This is a genomic window from Pedobacter sp. KBS0701, assembly GCF_005938645.2.
GTDB lineage: Bacteria > Bacteroidota > Bacteroidia > Sphingobacteriales > Sphingobacteriaceae > Pedobacter.
In genome coordinates, this window is the sequence record NZ_CP042171.1 from 6159890 (window position 1) to 6184082 (window position 24193).

General features: G+C 39.7%; 15 protein-coding genes. 13 read left to right on the forward strand and 2 right to left on the reverse strand.

What is annotated here, in order from left to right; genetic code table 11:
- The first annotated feature begins 8 nt into the window (after positions 1-8).
- From FFJ24_RS25160 to FFJ24_RS25170, 3 genes are all read left to right on the forward strand, one after another.
- Complete coding sequence (locus tag FFJ24_RS25160) at positions 9-1448, forward strand: PA14 domain-containing protein (protein ID WP_138819856.1); 1440 nt, start codon at positions 9-11, stop codon at positions 1446-1448.
- A 13-nt stretch (positions 1449-1461) separates the two neighbouring features.
- Positions 1462-2295 (forward strand): PKD domain-containing protein, encoded by an 834-nt coding sequence (locus FFJ24_RS25165; RefSeq protein ID WP_138819858.1) that lies wholly within the window; start codon positions 1462-1464, stop codon positions 2293-2295.
- Positions 2296-2550: 255 nt separating this feature from the next.
- Positions 2551-4980 carry a glutaminase domain-containing protein gene (locus FFJ24_RS25170; RefSeq protein WP_371717081.1) on the forward strand — a complete coding sequence of 810 codons (2430 nt, stop codon included), beginning with the start codon at positions 2551-2553 and terminating at the stop codon, positions 4978-4980.
- 1229 nt (positions 4981-6209) lie between these two features.
- On the opposite strand, the gene dinB is transcribed toward FFJ24_RS25170, so the two are convergent.
- Complete coding sequence (gene dinB, locus FFJ24_RS25175) at positions 6210-7310, reverse strand: DNA polymerase IV (RefSeq protein WP_138819860.1); 1101 nt, start codon at positions 7308-7310, stop codon at positions 6210-6212.
- Between the two features lie 65 nt (positions 7311-7375).
- Here dinB and FFJ24_RS25180 point away from each other — a divergent pair, with 65 nt between their 5' ends.
- Positions 7376-7729 (forward strand): DUF6717 family protein, encoded by a 354-nt coding sequence (locus FFJ24_RS25180; RefSeq protein WP_138819862.1) that lies wholly within the window; start codon positions 7376-7378, stop codon positions 7727-7729.
- A 108-nt stretch (positions 7730-7837) separates the two neighbouring features.
- On the opposite strand, the gene FFJ24_RS25185 is transcribed toward FFJ24_RS25180, so the two are convergent.
- Positions 7838-8197 (reverse strand): PleD family two-component system response regulator, encoded by a 360-nt coding sequence (locus FFJ24_RS25185; protein WP_138819864.1) that lies wholly within the window; start codon positions 8195-8197, stop codon positions 7838-7840.
- A 286-nt stretch (positions 8198-8483) separates the two neighbouring features.
- Here FFJ24_RS25185 and FFJ24_RS25190 point away from each other — a divergent pair, with 286 nt between their 5' ends.
- From FFJ24_RS25190 to FFJ24_RS25230, 9 genes are all read left to right on the forward strand, one after another.
- On the forward strand, positions 8484-9494 hold the full coding sequence (locus FFJ24_RS25190) for a LacI family DNA-binding transcriptional regulator (protein WP_138819866.1): 1011 nt from the start codon (positions 8484-8486) through the stop codon (positions 9492-9494).
- Between the two features lie 437 nt (positions 9495-9931).
- On the forward strand, positions 9932-12907 hold the full coding sequence (locus FFJ24_RS25195; RefSeq protein ID WP_138819868.1) for a TonB-dependent receptor: 2976 nt from the start codon (positions 9932-9934) through the stop codon (positions 12905-12907).
- Between the two features lie 14 nt (positions 12908-12921).
- Entirely contained in the window at positions 12922-14511 is a 1590-nt protein-coding gene (locus tag FFJ24_RS25200) for a RagB/SusD family nutrient uptake outer membrane protein (protein ID WP_138819870.1), read from the forward strand.
- Between the two features lie 20 nt (positions 14512-14531).
- The gene (locus tag FFJ24_RS25205) at positions 14532-15548 is read left to right on the forward strand and encodes a SusE domain-containing protein (protein ID WP_138819872.1); all 1017 of its coding nucleotides are present in this window, start codon (positions 14532-14534) and stop codon (positions 15546-15548) included.
- A gap of 63 nt (positions 15549-15611) precedes the next feature.
- Positions 15612-17528 (forward strand): glycoside hydrolase family 13 protein, encoded by a 1917-nt coding sequence (locus FFJ24_RS25210; protein ID WP_138819874.1) that lies wholly within the window; start codon positions 15612-15614, stop codon positions 17526-17528.
- Positions 17529-17617: 89 nt separating this feature from the next.
- Entirely contained in the window at positions 17618-18316 is a 699-nt protein-coding gene (gene pgmB / locus FFJ24_RS25215) for a beta-phosphoglucomutase (RefSeq protein WP_138819876.1), read from the forward strand.
- 100 nt (positions 18317-18416) lie between these two features.
- On the forward strand, positions 18417-20735 hold the full coding sequence (locus tag FFJ24_RS25220) for a glycoside hydrolase family 65 protein (RefSeq protein ID WP_138819878.1): 2319 nt from the start codon (positions 18417-18419) through the stop codon (positions 20733-20735).
- Positions 20732-22597, forward strand: a complete 1866-nt coding sequence (locus FFJ24_RS25225) for an alpha-amylase family glycosyl hydrolase (RefSeq protein ID WP_246862697.1) — start codon at positions 20732-20734, stop codon at positions 22595-22597. Before FFJ24_RS25220 ends, FFJ24_RS25225 begins: the two co-directional genes overlap by 4 nt.
- Before the next feature lie 124 nt (positions 22598-22721).
- Entirely contained in the window at positions 22722-24098 is a 1377-nt protein-coding gene (locus FFJ24_RS25230) for an MFS transporter (protein ID WP_138819879.1), read from the forward strand.
- Positions 24099-24193 lie beyond the last annotated feature (95 nt).

The following is a 24193-nucleotide window of genomic DNA, read 5'->3' on the forward strand; positions in this document are numbered from 1 at the left end:
ATCATAAAATGAAGAAAATTATATATATCGCATTGATAAGTTTAGCCATAATTGGTGTTTATTCTTGTCGCAAATCACAAATAGATGATTTAAAATTGCCAGATCCTAATACCAGAAGTGTAACAGGGGAAGGTATCGTTGCCGGAAACGTTTCCATAGATAACGAATACATTAAAGTTCCTTTTAAAATTTCTTTAACGGGCGTTGCAGAAGAGGCCTTTCAGGTAGGTTTAACTTTAAATAACGATACTGTTACGCAGTTAATTAATAATGGAACCATTACAAATGCGATCCTAATGCCGTCTGCAGGGGTAGAATATCCTAATGTGATCAACGTGGCTTACGGAACCGATAAGAGCGAAGGCGTTGCTATTGTTCGCCGGTCAGTATTGGAGCGCAATTATGGTAAAAAAGTGGTTTTCGCCCTAAAGCTTTCGGCTCCCGGCAAAGGAAATAAGATTGCCGCTGGCCAATCTACCATCATGGTTATTATCAATACTGCCGATCTGTTAAAACCCACCGATCTGCACTATTTAACTTTAAATGGCGGTGGTACCTATAATGTAGTATATCAGGGCAATTACATTGTAGGCCCTGCCGGGGTAACGATTCCACTGATTGTAAGTTTAGAAAACCAACCATCAACAGCTTTCAATATTAAAATCAAGGAAAACATAGATACCATTGCTACTTTAGTTGGCAGGGGAACTTTGCCCGCAGATGCAATCCATTTGGCTGCTAAAGATTATAGCGTTGATACTTTGGTTCGGTTTGCCACGGGAGCTTCGAGTGCGATCGTCAGACTTCAGATCCCATGGCCGGTTTTCGATGCCAACATTGTTGCAAATAAGAAATTTGCATTCGCCTTCAGTATTAACGAGGCAAGCAATCATGTAATTCACCCAACTAACAGCAAATTAATAGTGATTGTAGATCCTAATGTAAATTTGGATAATAACTCTTACATCACCGGAAACGGTACTGGTTTAACAGCAAAATATTATACCAATACCCAATTAGATCCGGATGATGGACGCGCGCCATTTAAAACCAGAATTGATGAGCAAATTAACTTTAGTGGGGATAGTTGGCCAGATAGTGTGTACGTTAATACAAAAAGTAATTCTTTGAGCCGAGATAACTTTGCGACCAGGTGGACAGGCGAGTTTTTGGCGCCAGTTCGTGGTACCTATACTTTTTATCAAACCCGCTGGGATGATGGTGCCAGACTATATGTTAATGGCGTAGCGTTAGTAGACGATTACACCACCCAATGGGATAAAGATACACGTAAGGGCACCATATTTTTAGAACGTGGTAAAAGATATAAAATAGAAGCACATCACCGCGAAAATGTAGGTGGGCAGCAGGCTTATCTTGAAATTGAAGTGCCGAATATTTTATCCAAAAGGGTAATACCAAAATCTCAATTATTTCCAACACCTTAAATATTAATCAGATATGAAAAATAACGTAAAAAAATTACTCAGTATTCTATCTCTTTTAATACTTATTGTAATGACAACAGTAAAGTGTAAGAAAGATGCAGAAGAGGTTGTTCCGGTGGTGGACGAACCTAAACCAACAGCAGGTTTTTCGTACGTAAGGCCGGATACTGTAAAATTCTTAGAGTACCAGTTTACGGGTAGCTCGACAAATTACAAAACTTTGTTGTGGCAATTCGGAGATGATAGTACCTCTGTTTTGGTTAATCCAAAACATACCTATCGTTTCCCCGGCAAATATAAAGTAACCTTAACCACCAGAAACAGCCAGGGCTATTCGGCCGCAAAAGAAGTGCTTTTAAATATTGTAGATCCAAATTTCGATCCAACAAAAATTGGAGAGAATTATATGCAGACGGTTGGTGGCATATTTTCGGTAAATTTAGAAGCCGGTGCCGGACCTAATTCTGATGAGGGATCGAAAAAACTGGTTGATGGCGACATCACGACCAAATTTTTGCAGGCAGGTTTTGATGGTACGCAAAGATGTACTTTCGAACTTGCAACCCCACAGGTTGTTGGTGCTTATACTTTAACTTCGGGAAACGATGCTGAAGATAGAGACCCTAGATATTGGATTTTACAGGGATCAATAGATGGTATTCAGTATACCGATTTACATACCGTAACCACTTGCCCGTGGGCAAACTCTAATGAAAGACGCGTTACCAAAAGGTATTATTTCGACAACTTTGTTGCCTATAAATTCTATCGTCTTTATATTAAAGCAAACAGAGGAAGCAGGGTTTTCCAATTATCCGAATGGACCATTAACAAAAAACAGCCTTAGTTTATATAGGTTTTATGCACAATTTGAAAGATACATGGAGCTTAAAAACTTCATGTATTTTTTTGAGGGCTCATTTTAAATGTCATTTAGACAATTAAAAAAATGTCTTCACTTGCAAATTAAATTATATTTTATACTTTAGTAAAACGTTTAACTAAAGTTAAATCTAACCAAAATATACAATCGGATTTCAACACACACATACAAATGATGAACAAAACCAACACTTTTAAATTTATAGGCGTACTCGGCTGCATGTTTGCAGGCAGTTTGCTGAAGGCCCAGGAGCGGAAAGCCCCGGCTTATCCCTTAATTACACACAATACCTATTTCAGTATCTGGTCTACCACGGATAAATTAAACGAATCTTCTACCCAACACTGGACGGGAGCTGATCACTCTCTTTTAGGAATGATTAATGTTGACGGTGGTATTTATCGGTTTTTAGGTAAAGAAACTACCACTTATAGAACGGTTGTACCTGCTTCCGACGAAAAAGCTTACGAAGTTAAATATACTGAAAGTGAGCCACAGGGCGATTGGAAGGCGGAAAATTATAGCGCCACCAACTGGCAAACAGGTGCTACGCCAATTGGTGATGATGAAAAAAATGTAAAAACCGTTTGGAAATCGCATGATATATGGGTGAGGAGAGCCTTTAATGTCGCTAACCCGGCATCAATAAACGAACTGTTTTTAAAGATTAATCATGATGATAATATTGAGGTTTACCTGAATGGAAAGAAAATCTACACGAAAGAAGGCTGGACCAATAACTTCCAATATATTGCCTTAAGCAATAGCGATAAAAATGCTTTAAAGGCAGGGTCTAACGTAATCTCGATCCATTTAATTAACACTGCTGGCGGCCGCTTTCTCGATTTTGGTTTAGTAGAAAAGCTAAAAGACAAAGCAGAAAAAGTACAGCTGGCTAAACAAAAAAGTGTTGATATCAATGCCACGCAAACCATTTATAACTTTACCTGTGGTAAGGTCGATTTAAAATTAACTTTTACCTCTCCCTTGTTAATGAACGATTTGGGTTTGTTTGCACGTCCGGTTTCTTACGTTTCCTATCAGGTAAAAGCAAATGATGGTAAAACGCACCAGGTAAAAGTGTATTTAAGTGCTTCTTCTAACATTGCAGTTTACCGTCCTACACAAGAGGTTGCCGCAACCAAGTACGCAACAGCTAAATTATCAGTATTGAAAACAGGAACGGTAGAGCAGCCAGTTCTTCAAAAAGCAAGTGATGATATGCGAATTGACTGGGGTTATTTTTACGTGGCTGCGCCAAAAACCGGCAATGCCATCCAGTTTGTAACGGCCGAAAAAGATGCTGCCGATGCTTTTAGAAAAGGCAATTCCGCTTCAACCGTTAAACAAGGCAAAATGCTTGCATTGAATACTGTTATCCCCTTCGGAACAGTGGGTAAAGCTGCGGTAGAAAAATATGTTGAATTAGGCTATGACGAAATTTATAGTGTTCAATATTTTAACAAAAATTTAAGACCATGGTGGAATACCTCAGGTAAAGAAACCATTGAATCACAGTTAACGGCTGCGGCTGATGAATACAAAACGGTGATCCGGAAATGCGAGACTTTTAACAAAAATTTATATGCCGATGCCTTAAAATCGGGTGGTAAAGAATATGCTGATTTATGCGTTTTAGGTTACCGCCAGAGTATTGCAGCACATACTCTGGCAAAAAGTCCGCAAGGAGAGATTTTATGGTTATCTAAAGAAAATAACAGTGGTGGTTTTATTAATACCGTCGATGTAACTTACCCTTCGGCACCATTATACCTGATTTATAATCCAGAGTTATTGCAAGGCATGTTGAACGGTATTTTCTATTTCAGCGAAAGTGGAAAATATCCTCATCCCTGGGCAGCCCACGATCTGGGTACTTACCCCTTAGCCAACGGACAAACCTATGGCGAGCCAATGCCGGTTGAAGAATCGGGCAACATGATTATTTTAACTGCGGCGATTGCCAAAGCACAGGGAAATGCCAATTACGCTAAAGCACACTGGAAAACCTTAACCACCTGGGTTGATTATTTAACCAAAGAGGGCTTAGATCCAAAAACACAGTTATGTACCGATGATTTTGCTGGTCACCTTGCCCGTAATGCCAACTTATCGGTAAAAGCTATTGTGGGTATAGCCTGTTATGCCCAGATGGCACAAACATTAGGTTATAATGAAGTAGCTAAAAAATATAGGGATATTGCTGAAAGTATGGTGCCAAAATGGATAGAAATGGCCGATGCAGGCGATCACTATGCTTTAACTTTTGATAACAAAAATACCTGGAGCCAGAAGTATAACCTGGTTTGGGATAAGGTTTTAAATTTAAATTTGTTCCCTCAAAAAATATATGATACCGAAACCAAATATTACCTGACGAAACAAAATAAATACGGTATCCCATTAGATAGTAGAAAGGCCTACACTAAAAACGACTGGATCTTGTGGACCGCTACTTTTGCACCAACACAAAAAGAATTCGAAGCTTTGATTCATCCTGTTTACAAGCATGCTATCGAAACTGACTCTAGAGTGCCTTTGAATGATTTTTATGATTCAAATACTGGTATTCGCGATAACTTTAAAGCCCGCAGTGTAGTGGGTGGCTTTTACATGAAAATGCTTGCCGATAAATTAAATAGTAAATAAGATCTCATCTCCTTTAAATTAACAATCAAAGGTTCTGCATTAATTTGCAGGACCTTTTTTTTCCCATCATGCCCTCCATTCCCCTCTTTTAAAGGGGTGTCAGCAGGACGGGGCATTTTTTATCCTATCGATTGGTGTCTCACCCACCGAAATTAAAGATATCTTGTTAGAAATGATTGGCTTGTGGTTCCTGGCTGGTTTTATCCTATCGGTCGGTGTCTCACCGACCGAAGTAAAAGATATCTTATTAGGAAATGAGTGGCTTGTGGTTTCTGGCTGGCTTTAGTCCCGCCATTCGCTATAGCTCCGATAGAAACATCGGAGGCTGCCGCTGCTGTCGGGTTTAGGAACAATGGTTTCTGCACATAGCAACCCCAAAAATGAAATGCTATTTTGCCCAATAGCCCCGGTTGAAGCGGTACCCTGCAACGACCGAGGTACGAGGAAGTGAAGCGTACAAGCGTAAAACGGGAAGGCATTTATTGCTCTGCAGAGGCCTTGCGCTCCATATAATGGAAATAGGCACTTTTAAATTATCCTATCGTTTGGTGTCGCACCGACCGAAATAAAAGATATCTTATTAGGAAATGAGTGACTTGTGGTTCCTGGCTGGTTTTAGTCCCGCCATTCGCTATAGCTCCGATAGAAACATCGGAGGCTGCCGCTGTTGTCGGGTTTAGGAACAATGGTTTCTGCACATAGCAACCCCAAAAATGAAATGCTATTTTGCCCAATAGCCCCGGTTGAAGCGGTACCCTGCAACGACCGAGGTACGAGGAAGTGAAGCGTACAAGCGTAAAACGGGAAGGCATTTATTGCTCTGCAGAGGCCTTCCGCTCCATATAATGGAAATAGGCACTTTTAAATTATCCTATCGTTTGGTGTCGCACCGACCGAAGTAAAAGATATCTTATTAGGAAATGAGTGGCTTGTGGTTTCTGGCTGGCTTTAGTCCCGCCATTCGCTATAGCTCCGATAGAAACATCGGAGGCTGCCGCTGTTGTCGGGTTTAGGAACAATGGTTTCTGCACATAGCAACCCCAAAAATGAAATGCTATTTTGCCCAATAGCCCCGGTTGAAGCGGTACCCTGCAACGACCGAGGTACGAGGAAGTGAAGCGTACAAGCGTAAAACGGGAAGGCATTTATTGCTCTGCAGAGGCCTTGCGCTTCATATAATGGAAATAGGCACTTTTAAATTACGAAATTCATGTATTAAACATCAATCATTAAAACTCAAACTCCAGCTGATTACTTTCTGGCTTTTCTATCTCCACATCATCATAAAACCGCGATAAGGTAATACCCAACAACCTGACTTGTGTTACGCCGATAGCTGCCTCTTCCAAAAGTTTAATCGCCTCTGCATAAATTACCTCAGCTTTGTTTATCGGTATAGCAAAAGAACGGCTGCGTGTAATGAGTTTAAAATCGGCGAACTTGATTTTTAGGGTTACCGTTTTTCCACTTAGCTGGTATTTTTCTAAACGTTTGGCCACGGTTTCGCTAATCTGTTTCAGCAGATCGTGCATCACCGAATCTTCATTGGTATCCTCTGCAAAAGTATCTTCTGCACCAACCGATTTCGCCTCACGGTTTGCCCTCACAGGCCTGTCATCAATACCACGAACAATCTTATAATAAAACCTTCCCGATTTTCCGAACTGGGCAACAAGCTGGGCTTCAGTCAGTTTTTTTAAATCTGCACCCGTATTAATTTGCATGGCCTTCATTTTGGCGCCGGTAACTTTGCCTACACCAAAGAATTTCTCTACCGGGAGTTTTTCCATAAAAGCTTCAATCTTCGATGGACCAATGAAAGTCAAACCATCAGGTTTGTTCATGTCTGAAGCTACTTTAGCCACAAATTTATTGATCGATACACCTGCTGAAGCCGTTAGGTTTAACTCATTTTTAATTGCATCCTTAATCGATTGTGCTATATCAATGGCCGATCCAATTCCGAGTTTGTCTTCTGTTACATCAAGGTAAGCTTCATCCAGCGAAAGGGGTTCTATGACATCCGTATAGCGGCTAAAAATTTCCCTAAGCGCTTTCGAAACCGCAGTATAAGCATCAAAACGAGGATAGACGAAAATTGCTGTCGGGCAAAGCTGGTAAGCTTTACTTGACGACATTGCCGAGCAAATTCCATATTGCCGGGCTTCGTAACTGGCTGTAGAAACCACCCCACGACTATCTGGCTTGCCACCAACCACCAAAGGCTTTCCCCGGTATTCAGGAAAATCGCGTTGCTCTACAGATGCATAAAAAGCATCCATATCGATATGAATTATTTTTCTTAAAACCGGTGGAGTTGAATCAGACATGCAATGATCTAAATTTCGTGATTTTTATCAGGATTATTGAGCTGGATTTTTTTTCTTTACAAAATATGGAGAGAGCAATTCGTTTTTATAAAAATGCAAAACACGAATGGTATGCCGATATACCTGAATGGGGAGGGGCTATTGAAGATCTACAAATGGTAGAGGGTGCCGACGAACTGTTAAACTGGATAGCTGCTGCCGAAAATGAATGTAAATTATTAATGGCCGATGAGCAAATACAAAATGCCGAAATTTTAGATCTTGTTTATGCACGCGAAGAGAATTTAGGCGGGGGTGGCGACTATCTGTTAGAAAAATTTAGAGGAGAATTTAAGAACCATAAAATTTGGCTTTGCCATGTAACGGAGTTTGTTTTTAAACAATTGCCTGAAAGGATTTATTTTAAGGAAATTGAATAACAAGATTTTGAGCGAGGCTAAATTTATGGAGGCAGCGCTCTCCATTTCGCTTCAGTTGGTATAACGATTGTTCCGGAAAGCCATACATGCTAAACCTTATGCCTTTATCTAATCCAACAATGTTTCTACCCTATTCAGTAAAGAATCCATCTCAAATGGTTTTTCCATAAAATCATTTGCACCAGCATCCAGTGCAGATTGTCTGATGTCTCTGCTAGCCGAGATCATTAAGATAGGAATTTCCTTAAATTGAGGGTCGTTTTTAAGCTGCTTGCAGATATCTCTCCCATCATGACCGCTCATCCAGATATCGAGCAGAATCAAATCTGGCCTATTTTTTACCGCATCTATTACTGCTCCGCCATCATACGTAAAGTCAACATCATAACCCATCACTTCCAAAATCATTGTTATAGCATCAACAATCCCTTCGTCGTCATCGGCGATGAGTATTTTTTTGTTCCCCATTTTGTAATTTTATTTCAAATAGTTTTGTTTTTCAATCGGTTAATGAGAAGATGATTAATATCGATAGATTATTAATGCGGCAAAGATGCTTTTTGTTTTAAAAAAAACGAATATTTATTTAAAGAATTTTATGGCAAATATTGACTATTGTCAATTGATAAAGTATAGCTGTTTTATTCCCGAAGTAGTGAATTAACTGATAATTTATTTTACATGCCAGATATTCGTACATTAATATTTTATATTTACAGCGTTTATTCAAATTAATTGGGTTTAATGGCCAAAAATGGATAGTATTAATATTAAGAAGTTAGCAGAGGCGTTAAATTTATCTACTTCTACAATTTCGAGGGCTTTTAGGGATAATAGCGACATTAATGGCGCTACGAAAGCGCTTATATTAGCCAAGGCGAAAGAGTTAAACTATCAGCCTAACCATTATGCCAGTAATTTAAGGGAGCAAAAAAGCAAGACTATTGCTGTTATTGTACCCGAACTCGCTAATAATTATTTCTCGCAGGCCATTCATGGTATCGAACGTGTGGCAAGAGAAAATGGTTACCATATTTTGATTTACGTAACCGATGATGATTATCAAAAGGAAGTAACTTTCATTCGCCACTTACACAATGGCAGAGCCGATGGCATTATCATGTCCGTTTCCGGAGAAGCCAATGATCATAATTACCTCAATAAATTTGGCACTAAAAGGCTGCCGCTGGTATTTTTTGATCGTATTTATGAAGACATAGCTACCCCAAGGGTAATTACAAATGATTATAACAGCAGTTTTCTGGCAACGGAACACTTAATAGAGCAGGGTTGCAAAAGAATTGCTTACCTGGTGGTGAATAAAAGTTTATCTATTGGTAAAACCCGTATGCAGGGCTACCTTGATGCACTGGCCAAACATCAGATTCCTTTCGAAGAAAATTTGATTGTAGACTGCAGCAACAGTTACGAAGAAAACAGCATTATCATAAAACATGCTTTAATGCAATTGAAACCTGATGGTGTTTTTACCTCGGTAGAGCGTTTGGCCTTTGCCACCTATTATGCTTGTTACGATCTCCACATCAACATTCCCGGAGATTTAAAGGTGATCAGTTTCTCCAGTTTGGAAATTGCTCCTTTGTTAAATCCTTCACTTACCACCATCACCCAACCCGCAATTGAAATTGGAGAAGAAGCGGCTAAATTATTGTTTACTGTTTTGGATGATCATGCCGATAAAAACCAGGCAAATGAGGTGGTTTTAGAGTCCAAAATTATCAAGCGGAATTCGACCAATAAATAGGTGAAAAAAGGCCAGGAAAACCACCTTGTTTTTGGTCTTAAATTTTCAAAAAAAATCTTCACTTAGTGTAAAATAAGCAGAATTGCGACTCATTTTCGGGAACGTTCCCGAAAATGGCTTAAATTTTTATACAATTTTTTCGGGAACGTTCCCGAAAAATACTCCAAAAAAGGCTTAGTGTAATAATTACACCTTAAAATCAAATTTAATGTTTGTAATATATTTATAATCAATAAATTAAGTAATTAACAATTAATTAATGTGGTTTTTTAGGCTCGTCTAAAAGTCTGATTTTGCGAAGTTTTTGAAGCCCCGTTTTTTATCCCAAATATATTTTTTAAATAAATTTTGAAATATCATTAACAGCTGTAAATTAGGCCTATGTGTAAATCACTATAATATTTAACCAAATTTTTATACTTAAACGAGCTTCAAATATGAGAGTATTTTACCTGTTAAAACAGGGGCTTTTGGTGCTGTTAGTTTTTTCAGCATTAATGGTAAAAGCACAAACCGGATCGGTATCTGGTAAAGTGCTTGATGAAACCGGCCTGCCACTACCTGGCGCTTCTGTAGTTGTTAAAGGAACAACAAGAAGTACATCAACCGATGCCAATGGTAATTTTAAACTGGCAGGGTTATCGGATGGTTCGATAACGCTATCAGCAAGTTTTATCGGCTATCAAACCCTTGATAAAGCCGTAAGCATTTCAGCAAATGCTACTGTTAATTTTCAATTGGTGCCTGATGCACAAAAACTGAACGAAGTGGTGGTAATTGGTTACGGTACGGCTGAAAAGAAAAACCTAACCGGTTCTATCACTACCGTAAATTCGAAAGATTTTCAAAAGGGTACCATTACTACACCTGAACAATTGATTCAGGGTAAGGTAGCTGGCGTAAACATCATCTCAAATAGTGGTCAGCCAGGGGTAGGAAGTACCATCCGTATCCGTGGAGGTGCTTCACTTAATGCCAGTAACGATCCGCTTATCGTAATTGACGGGGTTCCCTTCAGTGGTAACTCTATTGGTAATGCGCCAAGTCCATTATCATTGGTTAACCCTAACGATATCGAAACCTTTACCGTTTTAAAGGATGCAAATGCAACAGCTATTTATGGTTCGAGGGCATCAAACGGGGTAATTTTAATCACCACCAAAAAAGGTGCGTCAGGTGCTCCGGTGTTTAACTTTAGCACCAACAATTCTATTGCTACGGTTGCTAAAAAGGTTGATATTCTTTCTTCAGGTCAGATCCGCGATTTCGTAAACGCGAACCCAAATGCAAGTTATGATGATGGTAAAAAATTCACCTCATTATTGGGCGGCTCGAATACCGATTGGCAGGATGAAATTTATCAGAATGCATTTTCTACTGATAATAGTTTAAGCATTGCAGGCTCGTTTAAAGGCGTTCCTTACCGTGTTTCTGCTGGTTATTTAGATCAACAAGGTCTTTTAATTAGCGATCATTTTTCTCGTGGTACCGGTGCAATCAGCATTTCGCCAAAATTATTCCAGGATCATTTAAAAATCGACTTAAACTTAAAAGGTGCTTTAACCCAGTCGCATTTTGCTAATGCTGGTGCTGTTGGCGCAGCTATTCAGTTCGATCCAACACAATCGGTAAACGCAAACAATAACTTTGGTAACTATTTTGAATGGTTAAGAAGCGATGGTACGGTAAACCCGAATGCACCGCGGAATCCGGTAGGTTTAATCAGGTTGAACGATAATAACGGTAATGCCGAAAGAAGTTTTGGTAATGCACGTTTCGATTACTCTTTCCACTTTTTACCAGAATTGCATGCCAATTTAAATTTAGGTTACGATCTGTCTAAAGGTTATGGTGAGGTTCGTATCCCGGTTTATGCCGCACAAAGCATTTCAACTTCAGGATCATACACCCATTCTTTGAATACAGAAACAAACAAACTTTCTGAGTTTTACTTAAACTATGCACACACGGTAGAAAGTATTAAAAGCCGTTTTGATGTAACTGCAGGTTACGGATATTACGATAACTCAAAAACCGGTTTCAACTTTACTTCTTACAAAGGAACCGGCGAAGTTTTGGTAACTCCTGTTTTCCCTTTCTCTACCGATCGTGATAAATTGCTTTCTTACTACGGAAGGTTTATTTACACTTTGGCCGATAAATATATTTTATCCGGAACATTAAGGGCTGATGCTTCTTCTAAATTCGCAGAGAAAAACCGTTGGGGTTATTTTCCTTCAGCTGCTTTTACCTGGAGAATTTCGAACGAGAATTTCCTGAAAAACAGTACATCAGTTTCTGATTTAAAACTCCGTTTAAGTTACGGTCAAACAGGTAATAAAGATGGTATCGGTTATTACGATTACTTATCTAAATATTATGCCAACAGCAATACCGGCCAATACCAGATCGGCAATACTTTTTACAACTATTATACGCCTGCAGCTTACGATCCTGATCTGAAATGGGAAACGACTACTACTTACAATGCAGGTTTAGATTATGGTTTTATGAAAGGTCGTTTATATGGAAGTATCGATGTGTACTACAAAAAAACCTCTGATCTTTTAAGCAAAATCAATATTCCGGTAGGTACAAACTTTAACAACGAGTTAACTACAAATGTGGGTAATATGGATGTTAAAGGTGTTGAGGGAAGTTTAAACTTCTCGGCAATCAAAACCGAAAACACCAGTTGGGATTTTGGTGTAAACATTGCGTACAACAAAAGGAAAGTAACCAATTTAACCTTAAATCCTGATCCGGCTTCTAAAGTTGGTGCGGGCGATATTACAGGTGGTACCGGTGTTACCTTAAAATACAATGCGGTTAACCAGATTCCAGGATCTTTTTTCGTATACAAACAGGTGTATAACGCGGATGGAAAACCTTTAGAAGGTGTTTATGAAGACTTGAATAAAGATGGCGTGATCAATACCAGCGATCAGTATTTTTATAAATCACCAGATCCAAACATTACCCTGGGTTTCAATACTTCTTTCTCTTATAAAAAATGGAGTTTTACAACATCACTCAGGGCAAACTTTGGCAATTACATATATGATAACGTTTCTTCAAACTTTGGTGTAAGGGCGAATATCTTGAGTCCGGCAGGTGTGATCAATAACGCATCTACAGATTTTCTGGCAACCAATTTCCAGAACAACCAGTTTTTAAGCGATTATTATATTAAAAACGCTTCATTCCTGAAAATGGATAATGCAGGTATTTCTTACAACGCCGGCAAGTTATCTAAAACCGGAACAGCCTCGTTAAGGATATCGGCAAACTGTCAAAATGTTTTTACCGTAACGAAGTATAATGGTATAGACCCTGAATTGAGCGGTGGTATTGATTATAACCTATATCCGCGTCCACGCACGTATACTTTAGGTTTTAATGTTGGTTTTTAATAAGGAGACAAAAAATGAAAAACTCATTTAAAATAATATTGGCATCAGGTGTTTTATTGTTGTCATTAAATTCATGCAAAAAAGGAGATTTAAACGTATTGCCCACCAACGATGTTACTGCGGCAACCGTTTATGCTACTCCGGCAGGTTATAAACAAGGTTTGGTTAAACTATATGCAGCTTATGCATTAACCAGTTCTACCGGATCGGATAATAGTGATATTGGTGGATTGAACTCGGGTTTTGCAGATTTCCTGCGTTTATTCTGGACTTCACAAGAGCTGGTAACCGATGAGGCGATCTGTGCCTGGGGAGATACTGGTATTCCGGAATTGGATTATGGTACACCAAGTGTGGATAATCAATTTTTAAGGGGATTATACTCGAGAAGTATTTTACAGATCACGGTTTGTAATGAATTTCTTCGCGAAAGTACACCTGAGAAATTAGCTTCGCGCAACATTACGGGTACCGATGCTGCAGATATTGCCAAATACCGTGCAGAAGCCCGTTTCTTACGTGCTTATCAATATTGGGTGCTTTTAGATGCCTTTGGTAATCCGCCTTTTGTTACCGAAAATGATGAAATCGGTAAAGTAGCCCCAAAACAAATTCAGAGAGCGGCTCTTTTTACTTATATCGAATCAGAACTAAAAGCAATTGAGGGTGATTTAGCCAATGCCCGTGGCAACGAATATGGTCGCGCAGATAAAGGTGCTGACTGGGCGCTACTGGCCAGGTTATATTTAAATGCACAGGTGTATACCGGCACTGCAAAATATACCGAAGCCATTACTTACTCAAGCAAGGTAATTGCTGCAGGTTATAGCTTAAAATCCAATTATATGGATCTTTTTAAAGCAGATAACAACATCAACAATACCGAAAACATCTTAACTATTAATTATGATGGCATAACAGGTACCAATTATGGAGGCACCACATTCCTGATCAATGCAGGCATTAATGCCGATATGGGTACAGCCTCTTATGGTGTGCCAAATGGTGGTTGGGGCGGTAACAGGACCCGTCAGAATTTGCCTGCACTATTCCCAGATGCAAATGGAACTTTAGATAAACGCGGTACTTTTTTCGGTGCGAAAAATACAGTTGATGAAATTGGTGTGTTTACAGATGGATTGCGTGTTACAAAATTCAAAAACATCATTGGTACAAGTACCATACCGCCATCATTAAATGGAACATTCAGCTCTTTGGATTTTGCCATTTTCCGTTTGGCTGAACAGTATTTGATTTACGGAGAAGCAGTTGCCCGTGGCGGTTCAGGTGGCGATGCAGGGAAAGCACTCGAATATGTTAATGCCTTACGTCAACGTGCTTATGGCAATGCGTCAGGTAATCTGACTCCGGCTGCCTTAACTGTCGATTTTTATTTGGATGAGCGTGCCCGCGAATTATACTGGGAAGGTCACCGCCGTACCGATTTGGTGCGTTATGGTAAATTTACCGGTGGTACTTACTTATGGCCGTTTAAAGGTGGGGTTAAAGCCGGAACTTCCATTCCAGCTTACCGCAACATCTATCCGATTCCGGCGGCAGATTTAATTGCCAATCCGAATCTGGTTCAAAACACAGGTTATTAATCTTAATATTTTAATAAGATATGAAATCAATATTTTTCAAAACCTTGGCCCTTTGCTTTATAGCACTATCGCTTTGGTCGTGTAAAAAAGACGAAACCCAAACGGTTTCAACTATTGGGGCAGCAGGCACACTAACTGCTTCTACTACTAACTTAAGTTTAGTGCAGGCAAACGGTGCGCAGGCCGCATTAACATTAAGCTATCCACTGGCTACTTCATCAGGTTATGTGGTGCCGGTTAACTCCACCCTACAGTTCGCTTTAAAAGGTACCAATTTTGCTACTCCAAAAGAAGTAGTGGTTAACACAAAAACCTATGCCCCAACCGTAACCGAAATCAACAACATGATTTTGGCTTTAGGTGGCAAAGTTGGCGTTGCTGCCCAGGTAGAAGTGAGGTTGAAATCGGGCGCAGCCGTAAACGATTTAACTTACTCAAACGTGATCACTTTAACCGCTACACCTTATTTAGCTTCAGCATGGATTTATGCTCCGGGAGCTTATCAGGGCTGGGATCCTACCACTGCTGACAGTTTAATTTCGTTATCAAGCAATGGTATATACACCGGAATGATTGCTTATACTGCCGGAAACCTGGAGTTTAAAATTACACCTGCCAAAAAATGGGATGTTGCCTATGGCGACGCAGGTGCGGGTAAAATCAGCAGTAGCGCAGGCGATAACCTAAAATCACCAGATGCTGTAGTGAAACAGGTTACAGTTGATTTAAATGCTAAAACCATAGTTTTTTCAACACCGAACGAATGGTCGATTATTGGAGACGCAACTTTGGGCGGGTGGAACAATGATACGGATATGAAAGTGGTAAATGATGGAAAATCAAATAATTACTCCATTAAAACAACCTTAACCACTGGTGCATTGAAATTCAGGTTCAAACACGATTGGACCGTTAATCTTGGTGGTAGCATAACTGCTTTAACCAATGGAGGCGATAACATTGCCGTAACCGCTCCCGGAACTTATACCATCACTTTAGATGTAGCTGCAAAAAAAGCTACAATGGTTAAAAACTAATTCTTATTACCTGCCCTGCAGTTAAGTACTGCAGGGCTTTTTTTAAATCTTTAAAGTTTTAGCATGAACAGATCTCATACCCATCCAAATTATCCGTTCCCAATTCATAATCATACTAATACTTCCTTTTTAAAAAGGGTAACAACCATTTTGACCCTTCTGGTTGTCTTGCTAACAAACAATCTCTTTGCCCAAAAGCTGGAACGGGTAGAACCGATGTTCTGGTTTACAGACATGCACAATCCAAAATTGCAATTGCTGGTTCATGGCGAAAACATTGCTTCAAGCTCGGTTTCCTTAACTTATCCGGGAGTAAAACTCGTAAAGGTTAACAAAGTTGAAAACCCGAACTATATATTTCTTGATTTAATAATTGCTCCCGCGGCCAAAGCCGGAAAATTCCCGATTAACTTTGCCGTTAACGGAAAAAAGATATTTACTTACACCTACGAATTAAAAAACCGTGATAAAAGCGCGGGCAGGATTCAGGGTGTAACCAACAAAGATTTTATTTACCTGCTCATGCCTGACCGTTTTTCGAACGGCGATAAAAGCAACGATGTGGTGCAGGGCTTAACCGAAACCGCATTAAACCGCGACAGCATGTACTACCGCCATGGCGGCGATATCCAGGGCGTAATCAATCACCTCGATTACCTGAAAAATTTAGGAATTACGACCGTTTGGATGACGCCAGAGGTAGAAAATGACATGCCACATGCTTCATATCATGGCTATGCGGTAACCGATCACTACAAAATAGATCCACGTTATGGTACTAACGCACTTTACAAGAAATACGTAGAAGTTGCGCATGCCAAAGGACTAAAAGTAATAAAAGATATTGTGCACAACCACATTGGTACCCAACATTGGTTTTATAAAGATTTACCAATGAAAAGCTGGTTAAACCAATGGCCAAAATATACACAGACCAGTTACCGCGATCAAACGGTAATGGATATCCATGCATCAGCAGCCGACCGCAAGCAGATGTTGGATGGCTGGTTTGTACCTTCAATGCCCGATTTAAACCAACGTAACCCTTTCGTACAAAATTACCTGACCCAAAACCACATCTGGTGGATAGAATATGCTGGTATTGATGGTTTACGTTTGGATACTTATGGATACAATGATCCGGCTTACATGGCCGATTGGGCTGTAAAAGTGCAGGCAGAATTTCCACACTTATCTGTTTTTGGTGAAACATTGGTAACCGCGGTGGCTAACCAGGCTTTCTTTACTGGTGGCAATACCGTGAACCGCGGTTTCGATACCCATTTACAGGGCATTACTGATGCTACTTTAAAAGATGCGATTTATGAAGGAATAAACGGCAAAAATGGTTGGGTAGATGGCATTAACCGTTTGTATGCAACCCTGGCGCATGATTTTCTCTACAAAAATCCAAATACCAACTGTATTTTTCTGGACAACCACGATATGAGCCGTTTTTACTCAATGGTGGGCGAAGATTTCGATAAATACAAAATGGGAATGAGTATCTTGTTAACCATGCGCGGCATTCCGCAAATGTATTACGGAACCGAAATTTTAATGAAAAATTTCTCCAATCCAGATGGATTAATCCGTTCTGATTTTCCTGGGGGATGGGAAGGCGATAAAAAAGATAAATTCATAGCCGATGGCCGTACAAACAAAGAAAACGAGGCTTTCAACTTTGTAAAAACCTTAGCTAATTTCCGCAAAAACAGTCCGGCATTGCAAACAGGTAAATTGATGCAGTTTGTGCCACAGGATGATATTTATGTTTATTTCCGTTACAATGCAGAACCAAAAGGCACTGTAATGGTTATTGTAAACAATACAGAGAAAGAAAAGCCATTAAATACAGATCGCTTTGCAGAAAGAACAACAGGAATTACTTCCGCGAAAAATGTAATTACAGGCGAAAACATCGAATTTAAAAACATTAAAGTACCCGCTAAAACAACGTTGGTATTGGAATTAAGATAGCGAAAAGTACAAGATTGAGGTTTTTAAGACGTAGAACTTACATCTTGATACTCAATACTCATTACTTGATACTAAAAAATATAACAAAGATGCAAGATAACATCCACTCAGAACCTTCCTCCTTACACCTTACACCTTCTGCCTCAATAAAGGCTTGTCTTTTCGACCTTGATGGTGTGCTGGTAGATACTGCGGTTTACCATTATAAAGCATGGAAACGTTTGGCTAATACCATGGGTTTTGATTTTACTGAAGAGCAGAACGAGCAGTTGAAAGGTGTTAGCCGGGTAGAAAGTTTGAACAAGATTTTGGCCTGGGGCGGCGTAGAGAAAACTGATGATGAGAAAGAAGAACTGGCCACTTTGAAAAACAGTTGGTATGTAGATATGATTACAAAAATGACGCCTGCTGAAGTTTTGCCCGGAACGGTTGATTTTTTAACCGAAATACACAAAGCAGGTTATAAACTGGCATTGGGCTCAGCAAGCAAAAACTCAGGAATCATTTTAGAAAAAACAAATCTGGCCCATTTCTTCGATGAAATAGTTGATGGAAACATGGTAACCAAATCAAAACCAGACCCCGAGGTATTTTTAAAAGGTGCCGAACTTTTAGGTTTTAAACCTGATGAATGTGTGGTTTTTGAAGATGCCGTTGCAGGCGTAGAAGCAGCAAAAAGAGGCGGAATGAAAGCCATCGGTATCGGCGAAAAAAGCGTGCTTAGCCAGGCAGATCTGGTAGTAAGCGGATTAGATAAATTAACAGTTAAAGACCTAGAAGAATTGTAAAGGAGTAGCAAGTATTAAGTAGTAAGTATCAAGTAGTAAATTTATCTTGATACCCGATTCTAATTACTTGATACTAGTTACTCGCTACTTGATACTAAATATGAAAAACTACATTAAAGCAGATGAGTGGAATATTATCGAAGAAGGCTTTGATCCACATTTAAATAAAATTTCGGAAAGTATTTTCAGCCTGGGCAATGGTCGCATGGGGCAGCGAGCCAATTTTGAAGAAACCTATACCGGAGAAACTCTGCCGGGCAATTATGTTGCAGGTGTTTATTATCCCGATAAAACCCGTGTGGGATGGTGGAAAAACGGTTATCCGGAATATTTTGCAAAAGTGTTAAATGCAGCAAACTGGGTAGGTATCGAAGTGAAAATCGATGATGAAATCCTGGATCTGGCAACAGCTGAAGTGAGCGATTTTAAACGTGTGCTGAACATGCATGCCGGATATCTGGAGCGTAGTTTCACCGCGAAATTAAAAAGTGGTAAAACCCTAAAAGTTAAATCGACACGTTTTTGCAGCATAGCTGATGATGAAGTTGGCGCTATCCGTTACAATATTACGCCGCTGGATTTTGATGGAAAATTAACTTTAACACCTTTTATTGATGGTGATGTAAAAAATCAGGACAGTAACTACGATGAAAAATTCTGGGATATGGTTGCTGATGAAATTTCAGGAACGGAAGCCTACATCAAATTAAGGACAAAGAAAACTGAATTTGAGGTTTGCACCGGAAGCAACATCGAACTGTATAAAAATACAGAGAAATTAGACATTAACCCAGAAGCTGTCCGCAAAGAGAAATTCGTCGGACAAACTTTTTCTGTTGATGTAAAAGCAAACGATGAAATTACTCTGGTTAAAATTGCGGCGAATTTATCTTCAGAAAATTACCCTAAAGAATCACTTTTAAAAGAAACCAAATCAGTAATTGCCAAAGCATCTGCTAAGGGGTTTGATACTTTATTAAAAGAACAAGGCGAAGCCTGGGCAGGCAAGTGGGAAGAAAGCGATATCATTATCAAAGGCGACGTTTCAGCTCAACAGGCTATTCGTTTTAATATTTTTCAACTTTTTCAAACCTATACCGGTAAAGATGACCGATTGAACATTGGTCCGAAAGGTTTTACCGGAGAGAAATATGGTGGCTCAACTTATTGGGATACCGAAGCTTATTGTGTGCCTTTTTACCTGGCAACTGCTCCACAGGAAGTAAGTAAAAACCTGTTGGTATATCGCTATAAACAATTAGGTAAAGCCATAGAAAATGCGGAGAAATTAGGTTTTAAAAATGGTGCGGTATTGTATCCAATGGTAACGATGAATGGTGAAGAATGCCATAATGAGTGGGAAATTACTTTCGAGGAAATCCACCGTAATGGTGCCATTGCCTTTGCCATTTTTAATTACATCCGTTATACTGGCGATGAAAGCTACCTTTCTGATTTTGGTTTAGAAGTATTGATTGGTATTGCCCGTTTCTGGAAACAACGCGTTAACTGGAGCAACAATAAACAGCAATATGTAATGCTTGGCGTAACCGGGCCAAATGAGTACGAAAACAACGTCAATAACAACTGGTACACCAATGTTCTGGCCACATGGTGTATGAAATATGCCACCGAAGCTGCCGAAATTGTAAAAACACAGCAGCCGGAAAAATATAACAGCTTGTTAAAAAGTTTAAACTTCGATCAAAAAGAATTTACCGATTGGGCTGATATTATCGACCAGATGTATTATCCGCAGGATGAAAAACTGGGTATTTTCTTACAGCAGGATGGTTATTTAGATAAGGAACAAACTTTGGTTAAAGATCTGCCAGCGAGCGAAAGGCCGATTAACCAAAAATGGAGCTGGGACAGGATTTTACGTTCGTGTTTTATTAAACAGGCTGATGTTTTACAAGGCTTATATTTCTTTGAAGAAGATTATGATCTGGATACATTAAAACGCAACTTCGATTTTTATGAGCCGCGTACGGTACACGAAAGTTCGTTGTCGCCTTGCGTTCACAGTATTTTGGCAGCCAAATTAAACGACGAAACCCGCGCCTACGAATTCTACTTACGTACTGCACGTTTAGACCTTGATGATTATAATAACGATACTGAGGATGGTTTACACATCACCTCGATGGCAGGAACCTGGATGAGTGTGGTAGAAGGTTTTGCAGGCATGCGTGTGCGCGACGGTAAATTGCATTTTAATCCTTTCTTGCCAGGCAAGTGGAAGTCATTTTCGTTTACCATTGGCTTCAGAGGAGCTACCTTAAAAATTAATATCACCGAGAGCGGCATCAGCATTAAAAACCACGCAGCTATTGATTTGGAAATCGGTATCAGAAACCAGCTTTATAAATTGGCCGGAAATACTGAAATTGAAGTAAATAATACAGAGTTGGTATGAGAAAGGTAAAGGGTGTAAAGGTTGAGGGTAGAGGGTTAAAATCTAAAACTTTATCTGATGGAAGATGTTATTCTGCTCAAAGCTTATCCGTATTTGGAAGTAATAAAGAGTGGCTATTTACACTTTTTTTTACCTTTATAATACTCTCTATACCATCTTTTGCACAAAAAAAGCGTACAAAAATGAACGATAAACAGATCGTTATATATCAGTTACTGCCCCGTTTGTTCGGGAATAAAAATACTACTAATACACCTTACGGAACCATCGAACAAAATGGTTCTGGCAAGTTTAACGATATTACCGATAAAGCTTTAGATGGTATAAAAGAACTCCATGTAAATTACGTTTGGTATACAGGAGCCATTGCACACGCCAGCCTAACCGATTATTCTGCTTACGGAATTAAGGTTGATGATGCTGATGTGGTAAAAGGCAGGGCAGGTTCGCCTTATGCCATCCGCGATTATTATGATGTGGATCCTGATTTAGCTGTTGATGTTAAAAACAGGATGGATGAATTTGAGGCTTTGATTAAAAGAACACATGCCAAAAACTTAAAAATTTTGATCGATTTTGTACCCAATCATGTCGCCAGGAGTTACCATTCTTATTCAAAACCGGATGGCGTAGTTGATTTTGGGGCAGAGGATGAGGTAACCAAAGCATTTAGCCCTAAAAACGATTTTTATTATATACCTGGTCAGGCTTTGGTGGTTCCTGCAAATGGGCAAAAAACACCACTTTCGGCACTTCAGGATGCTAAGTTTAAAGAGAATCCAGCAAAAGCAACTGGGAACAATGTGTTTTCTGCTCAGCCTAAATACGATGATTGGTACGAAACCATCAAGTTAAATTATGGAGTAGATTATCAAAATGGGGAGAAAAAATATTTCGATCCCATTCCACCGGTTTGGCTAAAAATGCGTGATATTTTAACCTTTTGGACCAATAAAGGGATTGATGGTTTCAGATGTGATATGGCCGAAATGGTTCCTATTGCATTTTGGAACTGGGTCATTCCTCAGGTTAAAAAAGTGAATCCTGATTTAATTTTTATCGGAGAAGCCTATATTCCACAAGTGTACAAACAATATTTAGACGAAGGTAAATTCGATTACCTGTACGATAAGGTAGGTTTATATGATGGTTTAAAAAGATTGGTCAGGAATGAACCAAACGCAGATGTAAAAGATATTAGTTTCGTTTGGCAGAAAGAGAGTGCTGGTTTTGGCCAACGCATGTTACGCTTTTTGGAAAACCATGATGAAGAACGCATCGCATCTGCAGGATTTGCAGGCAAGGCCGAACTGGCTCTACCTGCAATGGTAGTTACGGCAACTTTAGGTGGTGGTCCGGTGATGCTTTATTTTGGTCAGGAAGTTGGCGAACCGGGAAAAGGGCAAGAGGGTTTTGGTGAGGACGATAATAGGACCACCATTTTCGATTATTGGGGCGTTCCGAATCACCAGAAATGGATGAACGGCGGCTTATTTGATGGCCATAAATTAAATGCTGCCCAGCAAAATCTAAGGGCTTATTATAAGCAATTATTAAAAGTAACCACAACAAGTGATGCTGTAATTAATGGCAGAATTTATGAAGTGCCTGCTACCGGCAATATGAATAAGCGCATGTACGCTTTTATCCGTTATTCAGGTAAACAACGTCTATTGATCGTGGCCAATTTTAATCGAACAGAAGCTTTAACTGCCAACATTCAAATCCCAGAGGAGATTTTAAAGGTTAAAAGTTCATCGCCCGTTACCGAGCTGTTAACAGGTAAAAAATTAAATATTCCCGCAGGAACAAGCATTCCAGTAACCCTGGCACCGGTTAGTGCACAGGTGATAGAATTTTAAGAACAATGAATTAACCGCAAAGAACGCTAAGTGTGGCGCAAAGGAAGCAGAGGTCGTATTTTAATTTCCACTTTAAGTCTCTTTGCCTCTGTGCCCTTTGCGGTTACAAACTAAACCAGATATAATGACGTTAAAAACAATATTCGAGAACCCCAAATTAACACTCGCACAGATCATCAACATGAGCGTTGGTTTTTTCGGGATCCAGTTCGGTTGGGATTTACAAAGGGCCAACATGGGGCGTATTTACGAAAACCTGGGCGCCAATCCCGATCAGGTTCCATTATTGTTTTTGGCAGCACCTTTAACCGGATTGCTCGTTCAGCCTGTTATTGGTTACCTGAGCGACCGTACCTGGCATCCAAAATGGGGGAGAAGAAGACCTTATTTTATGCTTGGAGCTATTGTAAGTAGTATTGCCTTAATCTTTATGCCACATAGCAGTGTATTGTGGATGGCAGCCGGACTGCTTTGGATTCTGGATGTTTTTGGAAACATTGCCATGGAACCTTTCCGCGCTTTTGTTACTGATAAATTGCCTGATAGCCAGGTGAACCGTGGTTTTATTATGCAGAGTATGATGATTGGTTTGGGTGGGAGTGTTGCATCAGCCTTGCCCTGGATCATGAACAATGTTTTCCATTTAACTAATACGGCAGCGCAAGGTAATATCCCCGAAAATGTAAAATTTTCTTTTTATATCGGTGCATTTTTCTTTTTCGCTGCAGTATTATGGACGGTGCTTACCACTAAAGAATACCCGCCTCAGGATGTAGATTTCAAAGAAAAAGTAAAAGAAAGCAATAAAGGTTTTGGTGGTGGTGCAAGAGAGATTTTTCATGCCTTGAGGAATATGCCAAAAAGGATGCAGATTGTTTCCCTGGTTCAGTTTTTTACCTGGCCAGGTTTATTTTTAATGTGGTTTTATTACACTACAGCCGTTGCTGTTAATGTTTTTGGCGGTAAAGATGCTGCTGATCCGGTTTATGCACATGGTGCAGATTTTGGCAGTTTAACACTTGCTTATTACAGTGTAATTACTTTTCTGTTTGCCCTGGTACTACCAAAAATTGCCGATACATTGGGCCGCAAAACCACCCATGCCCTTTGTTTAATCTGCGGAGCAATCGGTTTGATCAGTGTGGCCTGGGTGCACGATAAAAATATGCTGTATTTATGCATGACAGGCGTGGGTATTGCCTGGGCCAGTATCCTTTCTATGCCTTATGCTATGTTAAGCGGATCGCTGCCTAAAGATAAAATCGGGATTTACATGGGGATTTTCAACTTCTTTATTGTATTGCCAGAAATTATTGCTTCGCTTGGTTTTGGGTGGCTTATGCGTAATGTGCTCAATAACGACAGGCTTTTGGCGGTACAATTAGGCGGTGGATTGATGATTTTAGCGGCAATAATCTGTTATTTATTTATCCGTGAACCAAAGAAAGCAGATGAAGTTTTAACTTCAAAACTGGAAGTAGAAGAAAATAGATCGGTCTAAAACACTACTCCATGGTCTGTGTCCTCACAGACCATTATTCATATTTCGGCCTGTGGGGACGCAGACCGAGGTACATAAAATATTTATTTTCAGTG